This window comes from Pseudocolwellia agarivorans (genome assembly GCF_002000085.1).
Lineage (GTDB): Bacteria > Pseudomonadota > Gammaproteobacteria > Enterobacterales > Alteromonadaceae > Pseudocolwellia > Pseudocolwellia agarivorans.
The window spans coordinates 66,210-81,719 of sequence record NZ_MUZU01000004.1; the positions used below are offsets into that span (position 1 = coordinate 66,210).

Sequence of the window (15,510 nt, forward strand, 5' to 3'; positions counted from 1 at the left end):
GTTTAGAGCTTAAAACTGTTGTCCAATGCTCTTTAATTGATTTAAGAGGATAACGGCTTGCGTTCGATTGCGAACACCTAGCTTTAAAAAAATGGTACTAGCATGGCTTTTTACGGTGGATTCAGATAATCCAAGATCATAGGCTATCTGTTTGTTTAATAATCCATCAGCAAACATTAATAAAATTTTGTGTTGTTTAGGTGTTAACGACGCTATTTTATCGGCGGCACTGCCTTCTTCTTTTTGATTAACATTAAACTCGCCATCCGGCGTCCATAACTTACCATCGAGTACGTCGTTAATTGCTGAGATCATTTCGGGTACAGATGTCGACTTCGGAATAAAGCCAGCAGCACCATGATGCATAGCTTTGTGGATAGTTTGCTTATCTTCAAAGCCTGAAACAATAATGATCCCTAGCTCAGGATAATTGCGTCTAATGCTAACTAAATTGTTAAAACCTTGAGCTCCTGGTATATCTAAATCGAGTAATACTAAATCTATAGACTTATTTGTAGCTAATATTTCTTCTAGCTGAGGAATAGATTCTGCTTCAAGTACGCACATATTATCAAATTGTGCTTTAAGAGTGCCCATTAAAGCTTGTCTAAACAAAGGGTGATCATCTGCTATTAATATTTTCATAAAGGCTATTTACATCGACTTTTACTGTTTTTTAAAATTATAGGAATAATTTATAAAACTTATATTATAACTACACCATAGCAAATTCATGAAAACCTAGCTACTCAGCAGTTTATTGGAATAAGAGAATAGCATAAAAAAATGTGATAACTTTACATTATTTATATATTTTATTTTGCTGCTATTTATTAATGAATGACTATTTTTTAGTTGATGATAAATATATGAAAATTAAAATTAATCAATGCTTTACGTCTGTCCTTTATGAATGTCTTCTGTAAGCACTTACCTATTGTGCAAAGTCTTCAGCATTGTAATAAAGAGGTTTCATTGCTCCGCAATAAGTGAGTTTATAGTGAATTTCATTCTCTTTGGGAACAGCTGAAGATGCTGTGAAGTTAGTTACACAATTAACATTATCCGACAGGTAAATAAGGTGTTCATAACTTGGCGGTTGTTGAATTTGGTGTACTAATATTCGCTCATTATTACGTAGTTGTACAATGTCATATTTTTGTCTTTTATTTGACTCTTCTGGTTTGTCGATTACTTTTACAAATAACTGTTTATCAAAAGCTATTTTCATTCCTTTGTAGGTTAACATGCCATCTTTTTTATAGTTTCCCATGTACACGTCAGCATTAACTTCTATTTGCTCTCCACGCATCAATCGCTCTAAATTAAACGCTTCCGGCTTAATTGTAACTAGGTCTGCATCTTTAACTAATTGTAGTAAAGAGAGCTCATTGATATCTATTTTATAAATAATTTGTACATTATTTGGGGCTTTTAATGTCAACATATGAGAGGCATATACACTTGAACCTTTATTAAAAAGTTTCATTCCATGAATACCCATATATTTAGGATTTAAGGGGGGGAGAGGCTTAGGCTCTTCTTCTGCTAAAGCAATATTAGAGAGTGATAATATAAAAAGCGATAAAATAATTTTGATCATGAAGTTTAATAATTCGAGTCATATTTAATTATTATTCTAGCAGTTATATTGATAAACATTGGCAGAAAATTTTAATTTTTTAGGAAAGTTAATACCTTGTATAAACAGGGTAAACTCAGCGTAAATAGAGTTAGTCCAAACTAGGGGATACTCAAATTACGCTTATATTTTCAGTCAAATAGTTACTTATTTTATGCTTAGGTAATAATGTCTTGATTCCTCAATGCTGTTGCAAAGTTTTTCTAATTCACCTAGCAACCTTGGTGTCATTCGGTGTAATTTGTCTGAGTTAGGATGTATTAATTGTTTATGTTTTGCGGCTGGTATGTCGCTCCACTGTAACCAATTAACAGCATCTGGAGTTACGTGTCCATTCGATATGGGCTGAATAATTAATTGTGGTTTAGCGATTGCCACTTGCTCTAAACCTATTTGTGGATAGTCAGTTATGCTTTCTACAAAAGGATTTGTTGCTCCACAAACATTAAGATGTTGTTGCGGCCACGAGTTATTACTTACTGTGGTTAATGGGTTAGGCCAAAGTTCGTAAAATACAGTTATAGGTGGTTTATTGGCGAAAGTTTTACGTAAATTTTTCAGGTCTAATTCATATTGGCTTGCTAGCTCTTCGGCACGTTGATTTGTTCCTGTTAATTTACCTAATAAGCGTAATTCAGTTGCAACATCTTCTAAATTTTTAGGATCTGAATATACAACATTTAACCCTAACTTTTTGAGCCTGTCTAAATCATCTAAAGGGTTTCCTGTGCGCCAAGCAATAATTAAATCGGGTTCATAGGCAAGTATTTTTTCTATTTTTAAGCGTGCATAATTTCCAATACGAGGAACATTATTTGCTGCTTCAGGAAAGTCTGAATGCTCGGTGGTTGCTATGACGCGATCGCCTACACCTAAGCTAAAAAGCATCTCTATTAGGTGCGGGGCTAAGGTGATAATACGTTGTTTTTTAAACTCACTTTTATTGTTATCTACATTATCAATGGCGCTAGAGTCATTGGCATATAACATAGTAGATGTACTTGCGAGTGCTAAAAGTACTAAAGCAAATAATTTTGATGGAAGCTGCATAATAATTACCAATCGACACCTTTTTGAACTCTTATGCCGCTATCGAAAGCATGTTTGATAGATTGCACTTCAGAGACTGTATCGGCTACTTCGATTATTTTTCTATGGCAAGCCCTACCTGTAATAATGACATGTTGCATTGATGGTCTATTTGCTAATACGCTTAACACTTCTTCTAAATCAATATAACCGTAAGTCACCATGTAGGTTAATTCGTCGAGTAATACAATATCAACACTTTCATCGGTGAGGAGCTTTTTCGCTTCAGCCCAAGCTAATTGAGCTGCGGCCGTATCGGCTTCTTTATTTTGTGTTTCCCACGTAAAACCTGTTTTCATTGTGTGGTGTTTTACGCCATGTTGTTTTAATAAATTAAGCTCGCCACATTCCCATGTACCTTTAATAAACTGAATAATTCCAGCACTTAAACCATGGCCTACAGAACGGGTGATCATGCCAAAACCAGAAGTTGATTTACCTTTACCATTACCTGTAATTACCAGTAGTAGGCCTTTATCTTCTGTGGCGGCTGCAATACGTTCATCTACTTTTTCTTTTAATTTTTGCTGGCGCTTTTTATGATTTTCTTTTTTCTTATCGTCATCAATCATGAGTGATTCCTCTATTTATTTTTATTCAAATTCTTCAGGGGTTTGAGATACCGCTTTTAAAGGGGTAGAAATTGTTATTACATTACTATGTTGCAAAGCTGGGAAAGCGCTTGAGCTTATATTTGTAAGATTTTTAACTAATGTAATACTACTATTTTTAATGGTTAATTGACTAAAAAGTGTTTTATTACGGTAATCAATATTAAGTAAAAGAGCCAAAAGCATACGAATAACACCACCGTGGCACACGAGTAAAATGTTTTTTCCTGTGTGTGAGGTTAATAGCTCACACCATGAGCGCTCGACTCTATTATAAAAGCTTGATAGCAATTCAGCTTGAGGGGGAGGAGATAGGTCTGGATCATGCCAAAAATCTTCTAATTGTTGCCAAGTTTTTTCACTGTTTTCTGAATCTCTAATATCATCAAATGAAATACCATCTAATTGGCCAAAATTCATCTCTTGAAAGTTATCTACAACTTCAAGAGGTAAGTGGTTATCTTTTGCGAACTGGTGAGCTAAGTTACAACAGCGTTGGAGGGGAGATGTAATTACTTGGCTAATTTTGTTGATTAAATTTTGTTGTAATTGATTTAATTCAGTTAATATTTTCATATTTACTTCATCTGTTACACCTATATCTGTTTGACCATATAAGGCCGCTGGCCCGTTTACTTTTCCATGGCGTAATAAATAGATTGTGGTTGTTTGCATAGTGTCTTTTTGCATAAAGGTTATGCCTGACCAAAGGATGTAAAACTAGCAAGTATTACTAGGTAGATAAGTAATTCACTTAACTGTTGGCAAGCACCTAAGCAATCGCCGGTATAACCGCCTATTCGTTTTATTAACCATTGTTTAAAACCCGCTCTAAAAATAAAAAGCGTGAGTATTAACAATAGGGCTGTAGTGAGCGAAAAAAACAGCAAAGGAGCAAGGCCAACAATAAAAAGTAACCTTAATTCAAAGGGGCTTTGTTTATTTGCTAAAGGTTTACTTTTACTGGTGTCGATATCTGCCACATAAGGTAAGTCATATATTAAACTAGCCGCAACCGCTCTTGATAAGGCATAACCCAAAAATAATGAGGGAATTAAATACGCTATTTGAGCAAGCTCTATTAATACTAATAACTTTAACGCTAAAGCCATAAATAAAGTGACTGCGCCATAAGTACCTATGCGGCTGTCTTTCATTATGGTTAAACGTTTTTCTACTGTCATACCACCGCCAATACCATCAGCCATGTCAGCTAAACCATCTTCATGAAAAGCGCCAGTGAGCAATAAGCTAACAATAACAAGTAACGCGATGCTAATCGTATCAGGGAATAAGGGAGAAATAAGGGTAAAAAGCAAGCTTAAAATACCTGCTAATAAAAGCCCTATTAAAGAAAAATAACGGCCAGATTTATTTAAAAGCACAGGGCTGTAATACATGCTTTGTGGAACAGGTATACGAGTAAAAAAGCTTAACGCTAAATAAAATAAGTTGATCTGGCGCTTTAAATATCGCCTATATTTATTGTTGCTTGTATACCCGTTACCAATCAAAATGCGTATTTCAGAGCACTTGAGCGATATCAATTCAAGGCAATGCTTTGCCATAATGGTGTACCCTTATAAAAAGTATTAACGACGAAGTGATTTTGCTCAAGCGCTTCTTCGATGGGTCTAAAAACAATTTATACTGCGTTATTAACTTTAGTCAGGTTCCTACACGGATGTAGGACATTAGGGTAACGCAGGAGCAGTTACCGAGAATAACCATGACGTAAATTTAATGCCTTGCCTAAATTGTTTTTAGTTCCCACTGAAACCTGCATCTTGAATGGTAACGGATATATAACGCTTTTGTATGATCAAACGGTTACACCTGCATCTTCAAAACTTGCCATATTATTGTAAAAAGCAGCTGCTGCCGTTAATAACGGTAATGCGACTGCTGCCCCCGTTCCTTCACCTAGACGTAAACCTAAATTTAGTAAAGGTTTGGCTTTTAAATGGCGCAATAATAGTTGATGACCAAATTCATGAGATTCATGAGCGAAAATTAAATAATCTCTTACATTAGAATTTATTTTACAGGCAACCAATGCTGCCGCACTTACAATAAAACCGTCAACTAATACACAAACTCCAGCTTGTGCTGCCGCTAAAATTGCGCCTGTTATTTCAACTATTTCAAATCCACCTACTTCTTTTAGAACCGTTAATGGATTGTCTGAATCAAAGCGTGCAAGGGCTTTATCAATTAAGGTTTGCTTTTTAAAAAGTTGTTCAGCAGTTATACCTGTGCCTACACCAACACAAAGGTCAACTTCTGTATGTGTTAAGCAAGCGGTAATAGCCGTAGCTGAACTCGTATTACCAATACCCATTTCGCCTAATATAATTAGGTTAGAGCCGTTTTTAATTATGGGAGTTACTACTTGTTCGCCATAACTAAGGCCTAATTCAACTTGTTCCATTGTCATTGCTGATTCATGTACAAAATTTTTGGTGCCTGCGCCTAATCTCATGTTAATTAAATTAGACGGTAATTCAGATGAGGCTTCTGTAATAGGCTCTATAATGCCAGCATCTATTACGTTGAACTCAATATTATTTGCCTGACAAAAGCAGTTTATCGCGGCACCACCTGCCATAAAGTTTTGTACCATTTGGCGCGTTACACAACTTGGTGCAATAGAAACACCTTCTTCACTAATACCATGATCCCCAGCAAAAACTAAGGCTGTAGGTTTGTTAATTGAAATATGTGAAATAAGTGTATTGGCTTTATTACTTTGAATAAGCGCAAGCTGTAAGGCTGTGTTTTCTAATAAACCTAAAGAACCAATTGGCTTGGTTTTTTGATTGATTTTGTTTTTTATTTCACTTTCAAATTCAAGCCTTAATGCTTTTATTTCCATAATAAATCTCGCTTACATTTTTCGTAATAAGGCTAAAAAAAACAAACTGCCCATCGCTGAAGTAATAACACCTATAGGTATTTCTTGTCCGCCTAAGGCGGTGCGGGCAATAACATCTACCCATACTAAAAAACAGCCACCAACTAAGCCTACGGCTATAAATAACTTAGCGCTGGTAATACCTACAAAAGGTCTAACAATATGTGGGATCATCAAACCAATAAAACTAATACCACCACAATAAGACACAATAACGGCTGTTATTGCGGCACATAAAATAAGGGTAATAACACGCAAGCGTTCAACTTTCACTCCCAAGGTACGAGCGCTGTCGTCACTGAGTAATAACGCATCAAGCTGACGGCCTAATAAAAGAGCAATAAGCGTAGCAATAATAATTACGGGGGATATAAGTAATAACGCGTTGGTATCTGCTCTGGCTAAACTGCCCATTAACCAAAAAATAACGCGGTTACTTGAAAAGGCATCACCGCTGTAAAGAATAAAGGTGGTTAAAGAACTTAATAAGAAAGAAACCGCTACGCCTGCTAACAGCAAATGTTCAATACGACGCCAATTGTTTTGATATAACACTATTAAAATAAGTCCAACGGCTAATAAGGACCCTAAAAAAGAGGCTAAAGGTAACGAAACAAGCTGCATTGATACCGGTAAAAACTGAGTTAAAGTTGCACCTAAACCCGCGCCAGAAACAATACCAAATAAATACGGATCGGCAAGGGGGTTGCGTGTCACGTTTTGCATTAAAGCACCGGCTAAAGCTAAACCAAAGCCAGCAATAAACCCCAGTAACACCCTAGGAAAACGTATTTCCCATAAGATGGTATCGTAAATGCTTTTCTCGCATCCTTGAGTAACACATTGCCATACTGCTTTGTGACCTAATTCTACAACACCAAATCCAATAGAAGACAAAAGAGTAATAACCACGAGACTACTAATTAATAATAGTGAGTGTTTGAAAGATAATTTTTTTGTAAAGAGGTGCTTTTTCATGATTGCAGCCATTTTGATTCGTCATTTACTCTATTATTTATGCCTGCAAAGGTAATTCTTGTTTTTTGAGTGAAAGGATTTTTATCAATAGCGCATTCTAGTTTAAATACATCGGTTAATTTTTCTGCAGTAAATACACCTTCAGGTGTGTCGTCAGCAACAATTTCACCATTATTTATTATGACCACTCTGTCACAATATTGGGCGGCTAAATTAAGGTCATGAATAGTGATTAGTAAGGTTATTTTTAGTGACTTAGCTAACATTAATATTTGATGCTGGTAGTACATATCAAGATGATTAGTCGGTTCGTCCATAATCAATATATCAGGTGCTTGCACAATAGCTCTAGCAATTAATACTCGCTGTTGCTCACCACCAGAAAGGGTGTTAAATAATTGATGCTGCTTCTTTATCAGATCAACCTTTATTAAGGCTTGTTCAATATTGTGTTTGTCAGCATCAGTGTTTATGTCAAACAAGCCTTTATGAGGAATAAGCCCCATACCGACAATATCTAAAACGGTTAAGCTGAATGCTGACTCTGAATGTTGGCTAACTACTGCAACTTTTTGGGCTATATCTTTGTTATTAAGAGCTTTAAGTGGCTTACCATGTAAGTAAATATTACCTGAATAATCAGAGTGCTCACCGTATAAACATTTTAGAAGGGAGGTTTTTCCAGCACCATTAGGGCCAACAATAGCAACGGTTTCACCTGTTTTTATTTGTAGGTGAATATTTTGAATAACATTTTTTGAGCCTGCAGACCAAGTTACATTATTTGCTTGTAGAACAAAGGGTGACATATGTGCCTTAAACAATTATACCAAATACAATTTTAGGAAATACAAGGACACATAATAAGAAGCCTCCTATGTTATATAGGAGATATTCCTAGTTTTACGCGTTACCCGCACGTTCACTAAAGGCAATTAAGGCAGGTGTTCTGACTTAAGCGTTGAGTGATGTTAACCGTCACTAAACTCTTATTACAGTTGCGGGAACAGTTATGGATTTAAGCGCTTGTTAATTTTAGTCGTATTGTGCTTGCACCATATTCCCCTTTAAGTTTTACTCTTAATAAAATCAGAGTGAAAAACACCTTAAAAGCGCTTTCATATTATCATAGTTAATTCTTAATTAAATCAATACAGCATATAAACAGCCTTTATTTAGCTTGTAAGTGAATGACGCTAATCAATTTTTGTGAGGAAAACAGTAGAGTATTTGCTTTATAAAGATTTATGACTATGATTAGCAATAATATGACTTATACGGAAATTTAATTTGCATTATGTTTACAAACCTTTCATTTAAAAGAAAAATACTGTTCTTATTGCTATTACCTTTATCTAGTTTTTTATGGATGAGCGTAAGTTTAATTCTTGAGCATATTGATGTTAAAACAGAAATGACTGAACTAAGCGGTTTGACTGAATTATCCGTTGTTTATAGCGATTTGGTGCATGAACTACAAAAAGAAAGAGGAGCAACCGCTGGATTTATCGGCTCTAATGGAACATCGTTTAAAAATATCCTAAAAGAACAAAGAGTGCTTACAAATAGTCAAAATGATAAAAGAACGACTTTTTGGCAAAATAACAATGAACACTCTCCCGTTATTGTTGAATTACATAATACAATTAATCAACAGTTAAATGAGTTAAGTAAAATTAGAGCAAATGTTGATTCGCAAAGCATTTCATTAAAAGAAGCTCTAACTTATTACACGACATTGAATGCAAAACTCTTAAGTGTTTCTAAAACAATCAGTTTATTAAGTAATCAGGCTCACATTACTAAAGCAATGATTGCTTATTATTATTTTCTTCAAGGTAAAGAGCGTGCGGGTATAGAACGAGCTGTTTTAAGTCATGTTTTTTCTGTAGATCAATTCTCTTCTGAATCATTGAGCCGTGTTATTAATCTTATTTCTCAGCAGAACACCTATTTTGATAATTTCAAAGATTTATCTAATGCTGAAAATATTGATTATTTTGCTAATGCAATGAAAAACCCTGCAGTTCTTGAGGTTGAAAAATTACGAAAAATTGCCATGGAAAAATCATCAATAGGTCAATTCGGTATTGATGCAAGTTATTGGTTTGAGCAAGCAACAGGAAGAATAAAACAGTTAAAACAGGTAGAAAATAAACTAGATAAATCGGTCATGCAATTAACTCATAGTATTATGGATGAGGCGAATTATTCTTTAATTGTATGTATTGCTGTTATTTTATTAATTAGTGTACTTGTTACTATAATTAGTTTGGCTGTGATTAAAGACTTAGATAACCGTATCAAAGATTTAATGAGAATTTTTAGCAAGGTTAGGAAAGAAAATGACTTAACCGTTAGAGGTCAATATAATGACCAGAGTGAATTAGGCACTATTTCAAATGCCTTGAATCTTACCTTAGAAAACTTTTCTGTCGCTTTATCAAATATCACAAGTGCAAGTGTTTCGTTATCGTCAGAAGCAGAAGAAACCGCTCAAACGTGTGAATATAGTTTTAAAAATATAGAAGAACAACAAGCTGAAATTGTACTTGTTGCTACTGCTATTGAAGAGCTGTCTACAACGGTGAAAGAAGTTGCTATGAATACTCAAGGTGCCTCAGACGCAGCTAAGAGTACAGATAATGAAGCGAAAGCTGGATTAGAAATAGTACAAAAATCTTATCAATCTATTGAAGATTTAGCGGAAGAAATATCAGACTTATCAGTAAAAATAACCAGTTTACATGAAAGTAGTTTAAATATTACCAATATTGTAGATGTTATTAAATCGGTTGCTGCGCAAACTAACTTATTGGCATTAAATGCTGCCATTGAAGCCGCCAGAGCTGGCGAACAGGGTAGAGGTTTCGCTGTAGTAGCTGACGAAGTGAGAACCTTAGCTTTACGTACACAAGATTCAACGAACGAAATAGAAAATTTCATTAGTGAATTACAAGGTAATGCCAACTTAGCTTTTACTGTTATTGAGAACAGTCAAAACAAAGCGAAAGAAGCTGTCGACAATTCAAAAAATGTTGAACAAGTGCTCAGTAACATAACAGGCTCTATTAGTAATATTTTTTCTCTTACTGAACAGGTGGCTGCAGCTGTTGAAGAACAGTCTATTGTGACTCAAGACGTTGCGAGAAATGTGGTTAATATTGAAGGTAAGTCTTTAGAATCCGTTACTGGAGCGAAGCAAATAGCAGCAACGGCACAACATCAAGCTGAATTAGCTATATCATTACAAGATACCGTTAATATGTTTAAAGTGAGCTAAGATAAACGTTTATCTCTCAAATAAAAATACTCTATCAAGTGATAGGGTATTTTTATTTTTAGCCTTTGAAACCGAAGTTGAGCAATGAAATAATGTAAGCCATTCTAGGGTCTAGATATACTTCGTAGTACAATTATCCACATGCCTGCTAAATATATGGGCTTCTTATTAATACCGATCTTAAGGCAACATGATGATCACTAAAAAAATTATAACTATTTGTAAGTTATTAACCATTCCTTTGTTACTGGGTTTTCCTCTTGCCGTAATTGCTTATCGTTTGCACTTATGGAGCATGGGAACGTCTTTTAAAATCATTCAATTTACAGGGTATGCGAGTATTATTGTGCTGTTAATTGCAATAGTTATTGGTTTGTTTGCGTTATTTACAAAAAAACAACGAGTGTTTAAAAGTAGTGCTATAGTCGCGATTTTATTAGCTATACCGGCTGTTGGTTTATCACTGCAAGCAGCTAAAGCTAAGTCTTTACCTTTTTTACATCAGGTAAGTACCGATACGGTTAGTTTACCTCAATTTCAAGCTGTTTTAGCTTTGCGTGGAGAAGGAACTAATCCACTTGAGTACAACAGCGAAAAATTAGCTCCTCTTCAAGAAAAAGCTTACCCAGAGCTAAAACCTATTATAAGCAATTTGAACACAGAACAAGCTTTTAACAAAGCTGTTGATACAGCGATAAAATTAGGCTGGGAAGTTGTTGCTAAAGATATTAAGCAAGGAATGATTGAAGCTGTTGACACCACTTTACTCTGGGGTTTTAAAGACGATGTAGCTATTCGTATTCAAGCAACAGATACAGGAAGTAAGATAGATCTGCGCTCCATTTCTCGTATTGGTGGAACAGATCTTGGAGCCAATGCTAAACGTATAAAAAGCTTTATATCATCATTTTAATTATTGAACAAAGTACTTTACCTAGGTTTTCTACACAATATTCTACTTAATATTTGTTTATATAAATAATGTCTGTACTGCTAATTATCTGTTATTAGCAGTACAAATTTTCTGTATACGAAAAACAAAATAGCATTGTGGCCTAAAATAGCTTAACTAGAGTTTAGGCTCCCTACCAAGTGATTCTTTAAAACAATATATCAGCAAAACATTATTACATTATCCGTCACTTATCGGTCTCCTAGATAAAAGCGGTTCAGAGTATTCACGTTATGTGGCAATATACTGCACTTATTATAAGGCTTAGACTTTTATCAAGAAAAACACCGAACGCATGAGCCAAACTAGTATAATTTTCAAATGCCTTGAATATGCATATTTTATTTAATTTTTACAAGGGAAAGTAATGAAGAGAACAAGACTTGCTCTATTTTCATTTTTGTTAAGTATTACCGCTAATGCTGTGTTGGCGAATGAAGAAAACTCTGCTGTTGAGAACTGCCACCTTGATGGTATTCGCTCGCAAGTGCAATGTGGATCTTTAAATGTCCCCGAGAACTACAATAAGCCTGAAGGCAAAAATATTTCCATTAATTATGCTGTGTTACCAGCGATTGATAGCTCAAAAAATAATGCGCCACTTATGTTTCTTGCCGGGGGGCCAGGTCAAGCAGCTGTTGAATTAGCAGCACATATACGTCGAAGCTTTGCAGAAATTAGAAAAACACGCGACATTATTTTAATTGATCAACGAGGTACTGGTTTATCTCAACCTATGTTGTGTGATGAAGCTACTAAAGGGAATTTATACAGCATGATTCCTGAAGAGTTTTCTGAACAAGAAACGCTAGACTGTATTACAAAACTAAAAGAAACTAACGAGCTAAGCCAATACAACTCAGAAAATGCAATCCGTGATTTTGATGCAGTAAGAGAAGCATTAGGTTACAAGCAAGTGAATCTTTATGGTGGCTCTTATGGAACAAGAGCGGCGCTGGTTTATATGCGTTTATTTCCTGAAGCCATTAAAAGTGTTGTCTTAGATAGCGTAGGGCCGATTGAAGTACCTATCGGTTTATTTGGTTTGAGTTCAGAGCGATCATTTAACTTATTACTTGAACATTGCGCTAATGAAGAAAGCTGTAATAAAGCCTACCCTAATTTAAAAGAAGAGTTTGAAACAGTTGTTAATCGTTTATCTAATCAAGTGATTTCTTTATCTGTTAACCATCCTAGGTTAGGCACTAAAATATCCTTTAAACTAAGTAAGGGAAAGTTCATTAGTACTTTATTTAAGCAACTATACAGTACACAAACTCGCACTATAGTGCCTTTAATTATTCATCAAGCCTTTCTGGAAAACTACCAACCATTACTTGGGCTAATTGCTACCGGTGAAGACGCTATGAGTATGTATGTAGGACTTACATTTAATATTGTATGCAACGAAGATATGCCAAGAGTTACTGATGATATGCGTGTTAAAGACAGCAAGAATAGTTTTGATGGTGGTAGTAGCCATGCTATTTTTAAAACAGCTTGTGATGTATGGCCAAAGTATCAGGTTGATGACGCTTTTTATAAGCCTGTTGTGGCCAATATTCCTACCTTAATATTATCGGGTGATTTAGATCCCGTTACACCGCCAAGCAATGGCGAAAAGTCAGCGAGTACTTTACCTAATAGTCATCATATTATTTCAAAAAACAGTGCGCATATTGTGGCTTCTTCCGCTTGTGGTGTAGCAATGATTAATGATTTTTTACAACATTTAGATCCTAAAAAAGTGGATCAAACATGTTTGTTAGATATACCTGCCGAGTCATTTATGACAAGCCTAAACGGCAGCATATAAGGAAATTATTATGATTGAAGTTAACAATTTACATAAATCTTTTTTAGGCGCTAAAAAGAAACAAGTCATCGCCTTAAACGGTTTGTCTTTTACCGCAAAAGATGGCGAAATTACTGGAATTTTAGGACCTAACGGAGCAGGAAAAACCACCTGTTTACGTACATTATATGGTTTATTAAAAGCGGATTCTGGCTCCGCTACTATTGATGGGATACAGGTTACCAAGTCACCTATTGAAGCTCGTGCTAAGTTAGGTATTTTTCCTGATAAATTTGGATTATATGAACGACTAACCGCTTACGAGCAAATAGATTATTTTGCAAGTATTCATGGTTTGCAAGGCACAGTTAAGCATCAAGCAATTGAAGCTATTATTAAAGATCTAGAAATGGAAGAACTTGCACACCGTAAAACACAAGGTTTTTCTCAAGGTCAGCGGATGAAAGTTACTCTAGCGCAAGCTTTGGTTCACCAACCACAAAACTTTGTTTTAGATGAGCCAACACGTGGCTTAGATGTAATGAGTACTCGTGTTTTACGTAATCACTTAGCTAAATTTAGAGACAAAGGCCACTGCATATTATTTTCGTCTCATGTTATGCAAGAAGTCGCTGCTTTATGTGATCGCGTTATTATTGTGGCTAACGGAAAACTCGCTGCACAAGGAACACCTGCTGAGCTATGTGACTTAGCGAGTGAAGCATTATTAGAAGATGCTTTTGTTAAATTAATAGGATCTGACGAAGGGGTTGCTGCATGATCCAATTTAAAGCGTTATTAATAAAAGAATTTAAAGAAGCCTTTCGCGATAAGCGTGCGCTTATGGTTGCCATGACCATGGCTATGCTCGCACCAGTTATGATTTTAGTGTTGTCAAAAACCATGATTAAAGAAATGGTGGCAACACCACCTATTTATTTAAATGTAACAGGTGAAAGCTTCGCACCTAAGTTAATTAAACAACTTAAGCAAAATAATATTTACCCATTAAGCGACGTACCTGAAGACATCAAAAACCTTTGGACAGAGCGTAATATTGAACTCATTATTCCAGAAAATTTTGCTGAATATATGGAAGAAGGGCGGGTTATTACCATCAATTTACGTGCTGATTTTAGTGAAAAAGCATTGAATGCACCGATCAGACGAATTAAAAATCAAATTAATCAATATGCACAAAGTATAGGTGCCAAGCGGTTAATTGTTAGAGGGATAGATCCGCGTATTTTACGGCCAATTCAAATTAACGATCAAGATACCGCACAGCCAAGCAGTAATGCTATGTTTATTTCTTTAATGTTGGGTTTATACGTATTAATGGCCGCTTTTATGTCGGGGCTTTCGGTCGCAATTGACTCAAGTGCTGGCGAGCGAGAACGTAATGTACTTGAAATGCTACTTTGCCAACCGGTAAGTACCTTTAAAATAGTTGCCGCTAAGCTTTGTTGTGCCAGCACCATTTCTATAATTGGTGTTACGTTAACGTTAGTGTTGACCTCTTTTTCAGTCAGCTTCGTCGATTTAACTAAAATTGGCGCAACGTTTAACCTTGATTTACTCATGGTATTATTTTTAATTTTATTGTTATTACCGATTAGTTTCTTTGCCTCAGCTTTACAGTTATTTGTTTCCTTTCAAGCGAAAAGTTTTAAAGAAGCGCAATCAACGGTTAGTATGATCATTATGTTGCCCGCGATGATCCCTGTTGCGCTTATGTTTATTGACGATAAGCCTCAGTGGCTAGATTGGTTACCTGTTTCAGGGCAATCTTTATTAATGGACGATTTATTTAAAGGTATTCCTATTAACTGGGCAGCCTTTACAGGTACAGCCTTAGTGACTGTTGGATTAACTGCTGCACTAGTGATCATACTTTCGCTGCGATTAAAATCTGAAAAAGTAGTTTTAGCGCTCAGTTAATTGTTTTATTGCTAAAGAGCTTGTTGAAGTGTTATTTCAACAAGCTCTTTTTTGTTGTATTAAGAATAATAAAACAAGTTATTTTTATTATGTATGGTATTTCTGTTTATATTGAAATTAAATTCATTGATTTAATCTTTTTATCGTATTATATTTTGTTTTGTTGTGGTTTGTCATTTTGTAGTTGATATTGAAATCTTCAAGATATATTAGATTACTAAATCGACTAACATTTGTTTGTTTTAGCATGTACAAAATAGCTAGTTTCAGGCAAAATACCGCCCATAAAATTTATTGATTTCTTA

Annotated in this window: 14 protein-coding genes and 1 riboswitch; of the genes, 5 read left to right on the forward strand and 9 right to left on the reverse strand. The window is 35.2% G+C overall.

Translation table 11 applies throughout. The features are described 5' to 3' along the window. Positions 1 to 9: 9 nt before the first annotated feature. From B0X80_RS07630 to B0X80_RS07670, 9 genes are all read right to left on the reverse strand, one after another. A complete protein-coding gene (locus tag B0X80_RS07630) occupies positions 10 to 645 on the reverse strand; it encodes a response regulator transcription factor (RefSeq protein WP_076417032.1) in 636 nt (211 codons plus the stop codon). A gap of 289 nt (positions 646 to 934) precedes the next feature. Then, positions 935 to 1,603, reverse strand: coding sequence for a hypothetical protein (locus tag B0X80_RS07635; RefSeq protein WP_077339246.1), 669 nt, complete (start codon positions 1,601 to 1,603; stop codon positions 935 to 937). Between the two features lie 186 nt (positions 1,604 to 1,789). Further along, a complete protein-coding gene (locus tag B0X80_RS07640) occupies positions 1,790 to 2,692 on the reverse strand; it encodes a cobalamin-binding protein (protein WP_139345299.1) in 903 nt (300 codons plus the stop codon). A 5-nt stretch (positions 2,693 to 2,697) separates the two neighbouring features. After that, positions 2,698 to 3,303, reverse strand: a complete 606-nt coding sequence (cobO, locus tag B0X80_RS07645) for a cob(I)yrinic acid a,c-diamide adenosyltransferase (RefSeq protein ID WP_076417030.1) — start codon at positions 3,301 to 3,303, stop codon at positions 2,698 to 2,700. Between the two features lie 21 nt (positions 3,304 to 3,324). Beyond that, positions 3,325 to 4,032: a histidine phosphatase family protein gene (locus tag B0X80_RS07650; protein WP_077339248.1), complete on the reverse strand. Its 708-nt coding sequence runs from the start codon at positions 4,030 to 4,032 to the stop codon at positions 3,325 to 3,327. 5 nt (positions 4,033 to 4,037) lie between these two features. Beyond that, positions 4,038 to 4,910, reverse strand: a complete 873-nt coding sequence (locus tag B0X80_RS07655; protein ID WP_077339249.1) for an adenosylcobinamide-GDP ribazoletransferase — start codon at positions 4,908 to 4,910, stop codon at positions 4,038 to 4,040. A gap of 254 nt (positions 4,911 to 5,164) precedes the next feature. Further along, positions 5,165 to 6,217, reverse strand: a complete 1,053-nt coding sequence (gene cobT, locus B0X80_RS07660; protein ID WP_077339250.1) for a nicotinate-nucleotide--dimethylbenzimidazole phosphoribosyltransferase — start codon at positions 6,215 to 6,217, stop codon at positions 5,165 to 5,167. Between the two features lie 12 nt (positions 6,218 to 6,229). Then, positions 6,230 to 7,168: a FecCD family ABC transporter permease gene (locus B0X80_RS07665; protein WP_342743280.1), complete on the reverse strand. Its 939-nt coding sequence runs from the start codon at positions 7,166 to 7,168 to the stop codon at positions 6,230 to 6,232. Positions 7,169 to 7,230: 62 nt separating this feature from the next. Next, positions 7,231 to 8,043, reverse strand: coding sequence for an ABC transporter ATP-binding protein (locus B0X80_RS07670; RefSeq protein ID WP_077339252.1), 813 nt, complete (start codon positions 8,041 to 8,043; stop codon positions 7,231 to 7,233). Positions 8,044 to 8,156: 113 nt separating this feature from the next. Continuing rightward, positions 8,157 to 8,358, reverse strand: a riboswitch (cobalamin riboswitch). Between the two features lie 173 nt (positions 8,359 to 8,531). Between B0X80_RS07670 and B0X80_RS07675 the strand changes: the two genes are divergently transcribed. From B0X80_RS07675 to B0X80_RS07695, 5 genes are all read left to right on the forward strand, one after another. After that, entirely contained in the window at positions 8,532 to 10,517 is a 1,986-nt protein-coding gene (locus B0X80_RS07675; protein WP_245825415.1) for a methyl-accepting chemotaxis protein, read from the forward strand. Positions 10,518 to 10,707: 190 nt separating this feature from the next. Beyond that, complete coding sequence (locus B0X80_RS07680) at positions 10,708 to 11,430, forward strand: DUF1499 domain-containing protein (RefSeq protein WP_245825416.1); 723 nt, start codon at positions 10,708 to 10,710, stop codon at positions 11,428 to 11,430. A gap of 406 nt (positions 11,431 to 11,836) precedes the next feature. Beyond that, complete coding sequence (locus B0X80_RS07685) at positions 11,837 to 13,285, forward strand: alpha/beta fold hydrolase (protein WP_077339255.1); 1,449 nt, start codon at positions 11,837 to 11,839, stop codon at positions 13,283 to 13,285. 10 nt (positions 13,286 to 13,295) lie between these two features. After that, positions 13,296 to 14,045, forward strand: coding sequence for an ABC transporter ATP-binding protein (locus B0X80_RS07690; RefSeq protein WP_077339256.1), 750 nt, complete (start codon positions 13,296 to 13,298; stop codon positions 14,043 to 14,045). Continuing rightward, complete coding sequence (locus B0X80_RS07695; RefSeq protein WP_077339257.1) at positions 14,042 to 15,205, forward strand: ABC transporter permease; 1,164 nt, start codon at positions 14,042 to 14,044, stop codon at positions 15,203 to 15,205. Before B0X80_RS07690 ends, B0X80_RS07695 begins: the two co-directional genes overlap by 4 nt. The last annotated feature ends 305 nt before the right edge of the window (positions 15,206 to 15,510 follow it).

Coding starts and splice junctions, on each gene's coding strand:
- B0X80_RS07680 (WP_245825416.1), top strand. CDS start 10,708: ATGATGATCACTAAAAAAATTATAACTATTTGTAAGTTATTAACCATT.
- B0X80_RS07695 (WP_077339257.1), top strand. CDS start 14,042: ATGATCCAATTTAAAGCGTTATTAATAAAAGAATTTAAAGAAGCCTTT.
- B0X80_RS07635 (WP_077339246.1), bottom strand. CDS start 1,603: ATGATCAAAATTATTTTATCGCTTTTTATATTATCACTCTCTAATATT.
- B0X80_RS07675 (WP_245825415.1), top strand. CDS start 8,532: ATGTTTACAAACCTTTCATTTAAAAGAAAAATACTGTTCTTATTGCTA.
- cobO (WP_076417030.1), bottom strand. CDS start 3,303: ATGATTGATGACGATAAGAAAAAAGAAAATCATAAAAAGCGCCAGCAA.
- B0X80_RS07640 (WP_139345299.1), bottom strand. CDS start 2,692: ATGCAGCTTCCATCAAAATTATTTGCTTTAGTACTTTTAGCACTCGCA.
- B0X80_RS07655 (WP_077339249.1), bottom strand. CDS start 4,910: ATGGCAAAGCATTGCCTTGAATTGATATCGCTCAAGTGCTCTGAAATA.
- B0X80_RS07670 (WP_077339252.1), bottom strand. CDS start 8,043: ATGTCACCCTTTGTTCTACAAGCAAATAATGTAACTTGGTCTGCAGGC.
- B0X80_RS07685 (WP_077339255.1), top strand. CDS start 11,837: ATGAAGAGAACAAGACTTGCTCTATTTTCATTTTTGTTAAGTATTACC.
- B0X80_RS07630 (WP_076417032.1), bottom strand. CDS start 645: ATGAAAATATTAATAGCAGATGATCACCCTTTGTTTAGACAAGCTTTA.
- cobT (WP_077339250.1), bottom strand. CDS start 6,217: ATGGAAATAAAAGCATTAAGGCTTGAATTTGAAAGTGAAATAAAAAAC.
- B0X80_RS07690 (WP_077339256.1), top strand. CDS start 13,296: ATGATTGAAGTTAACAATTTACATAAATCTTTTTTAGGCGCTAAAAAG.
- B0X80_RS07650 (WP_077339248.1), bottom strand. CDS start 4,032: ATGCAAAAAGACACTATGCAAACAACCACAATCTATTTATTACGCCAT.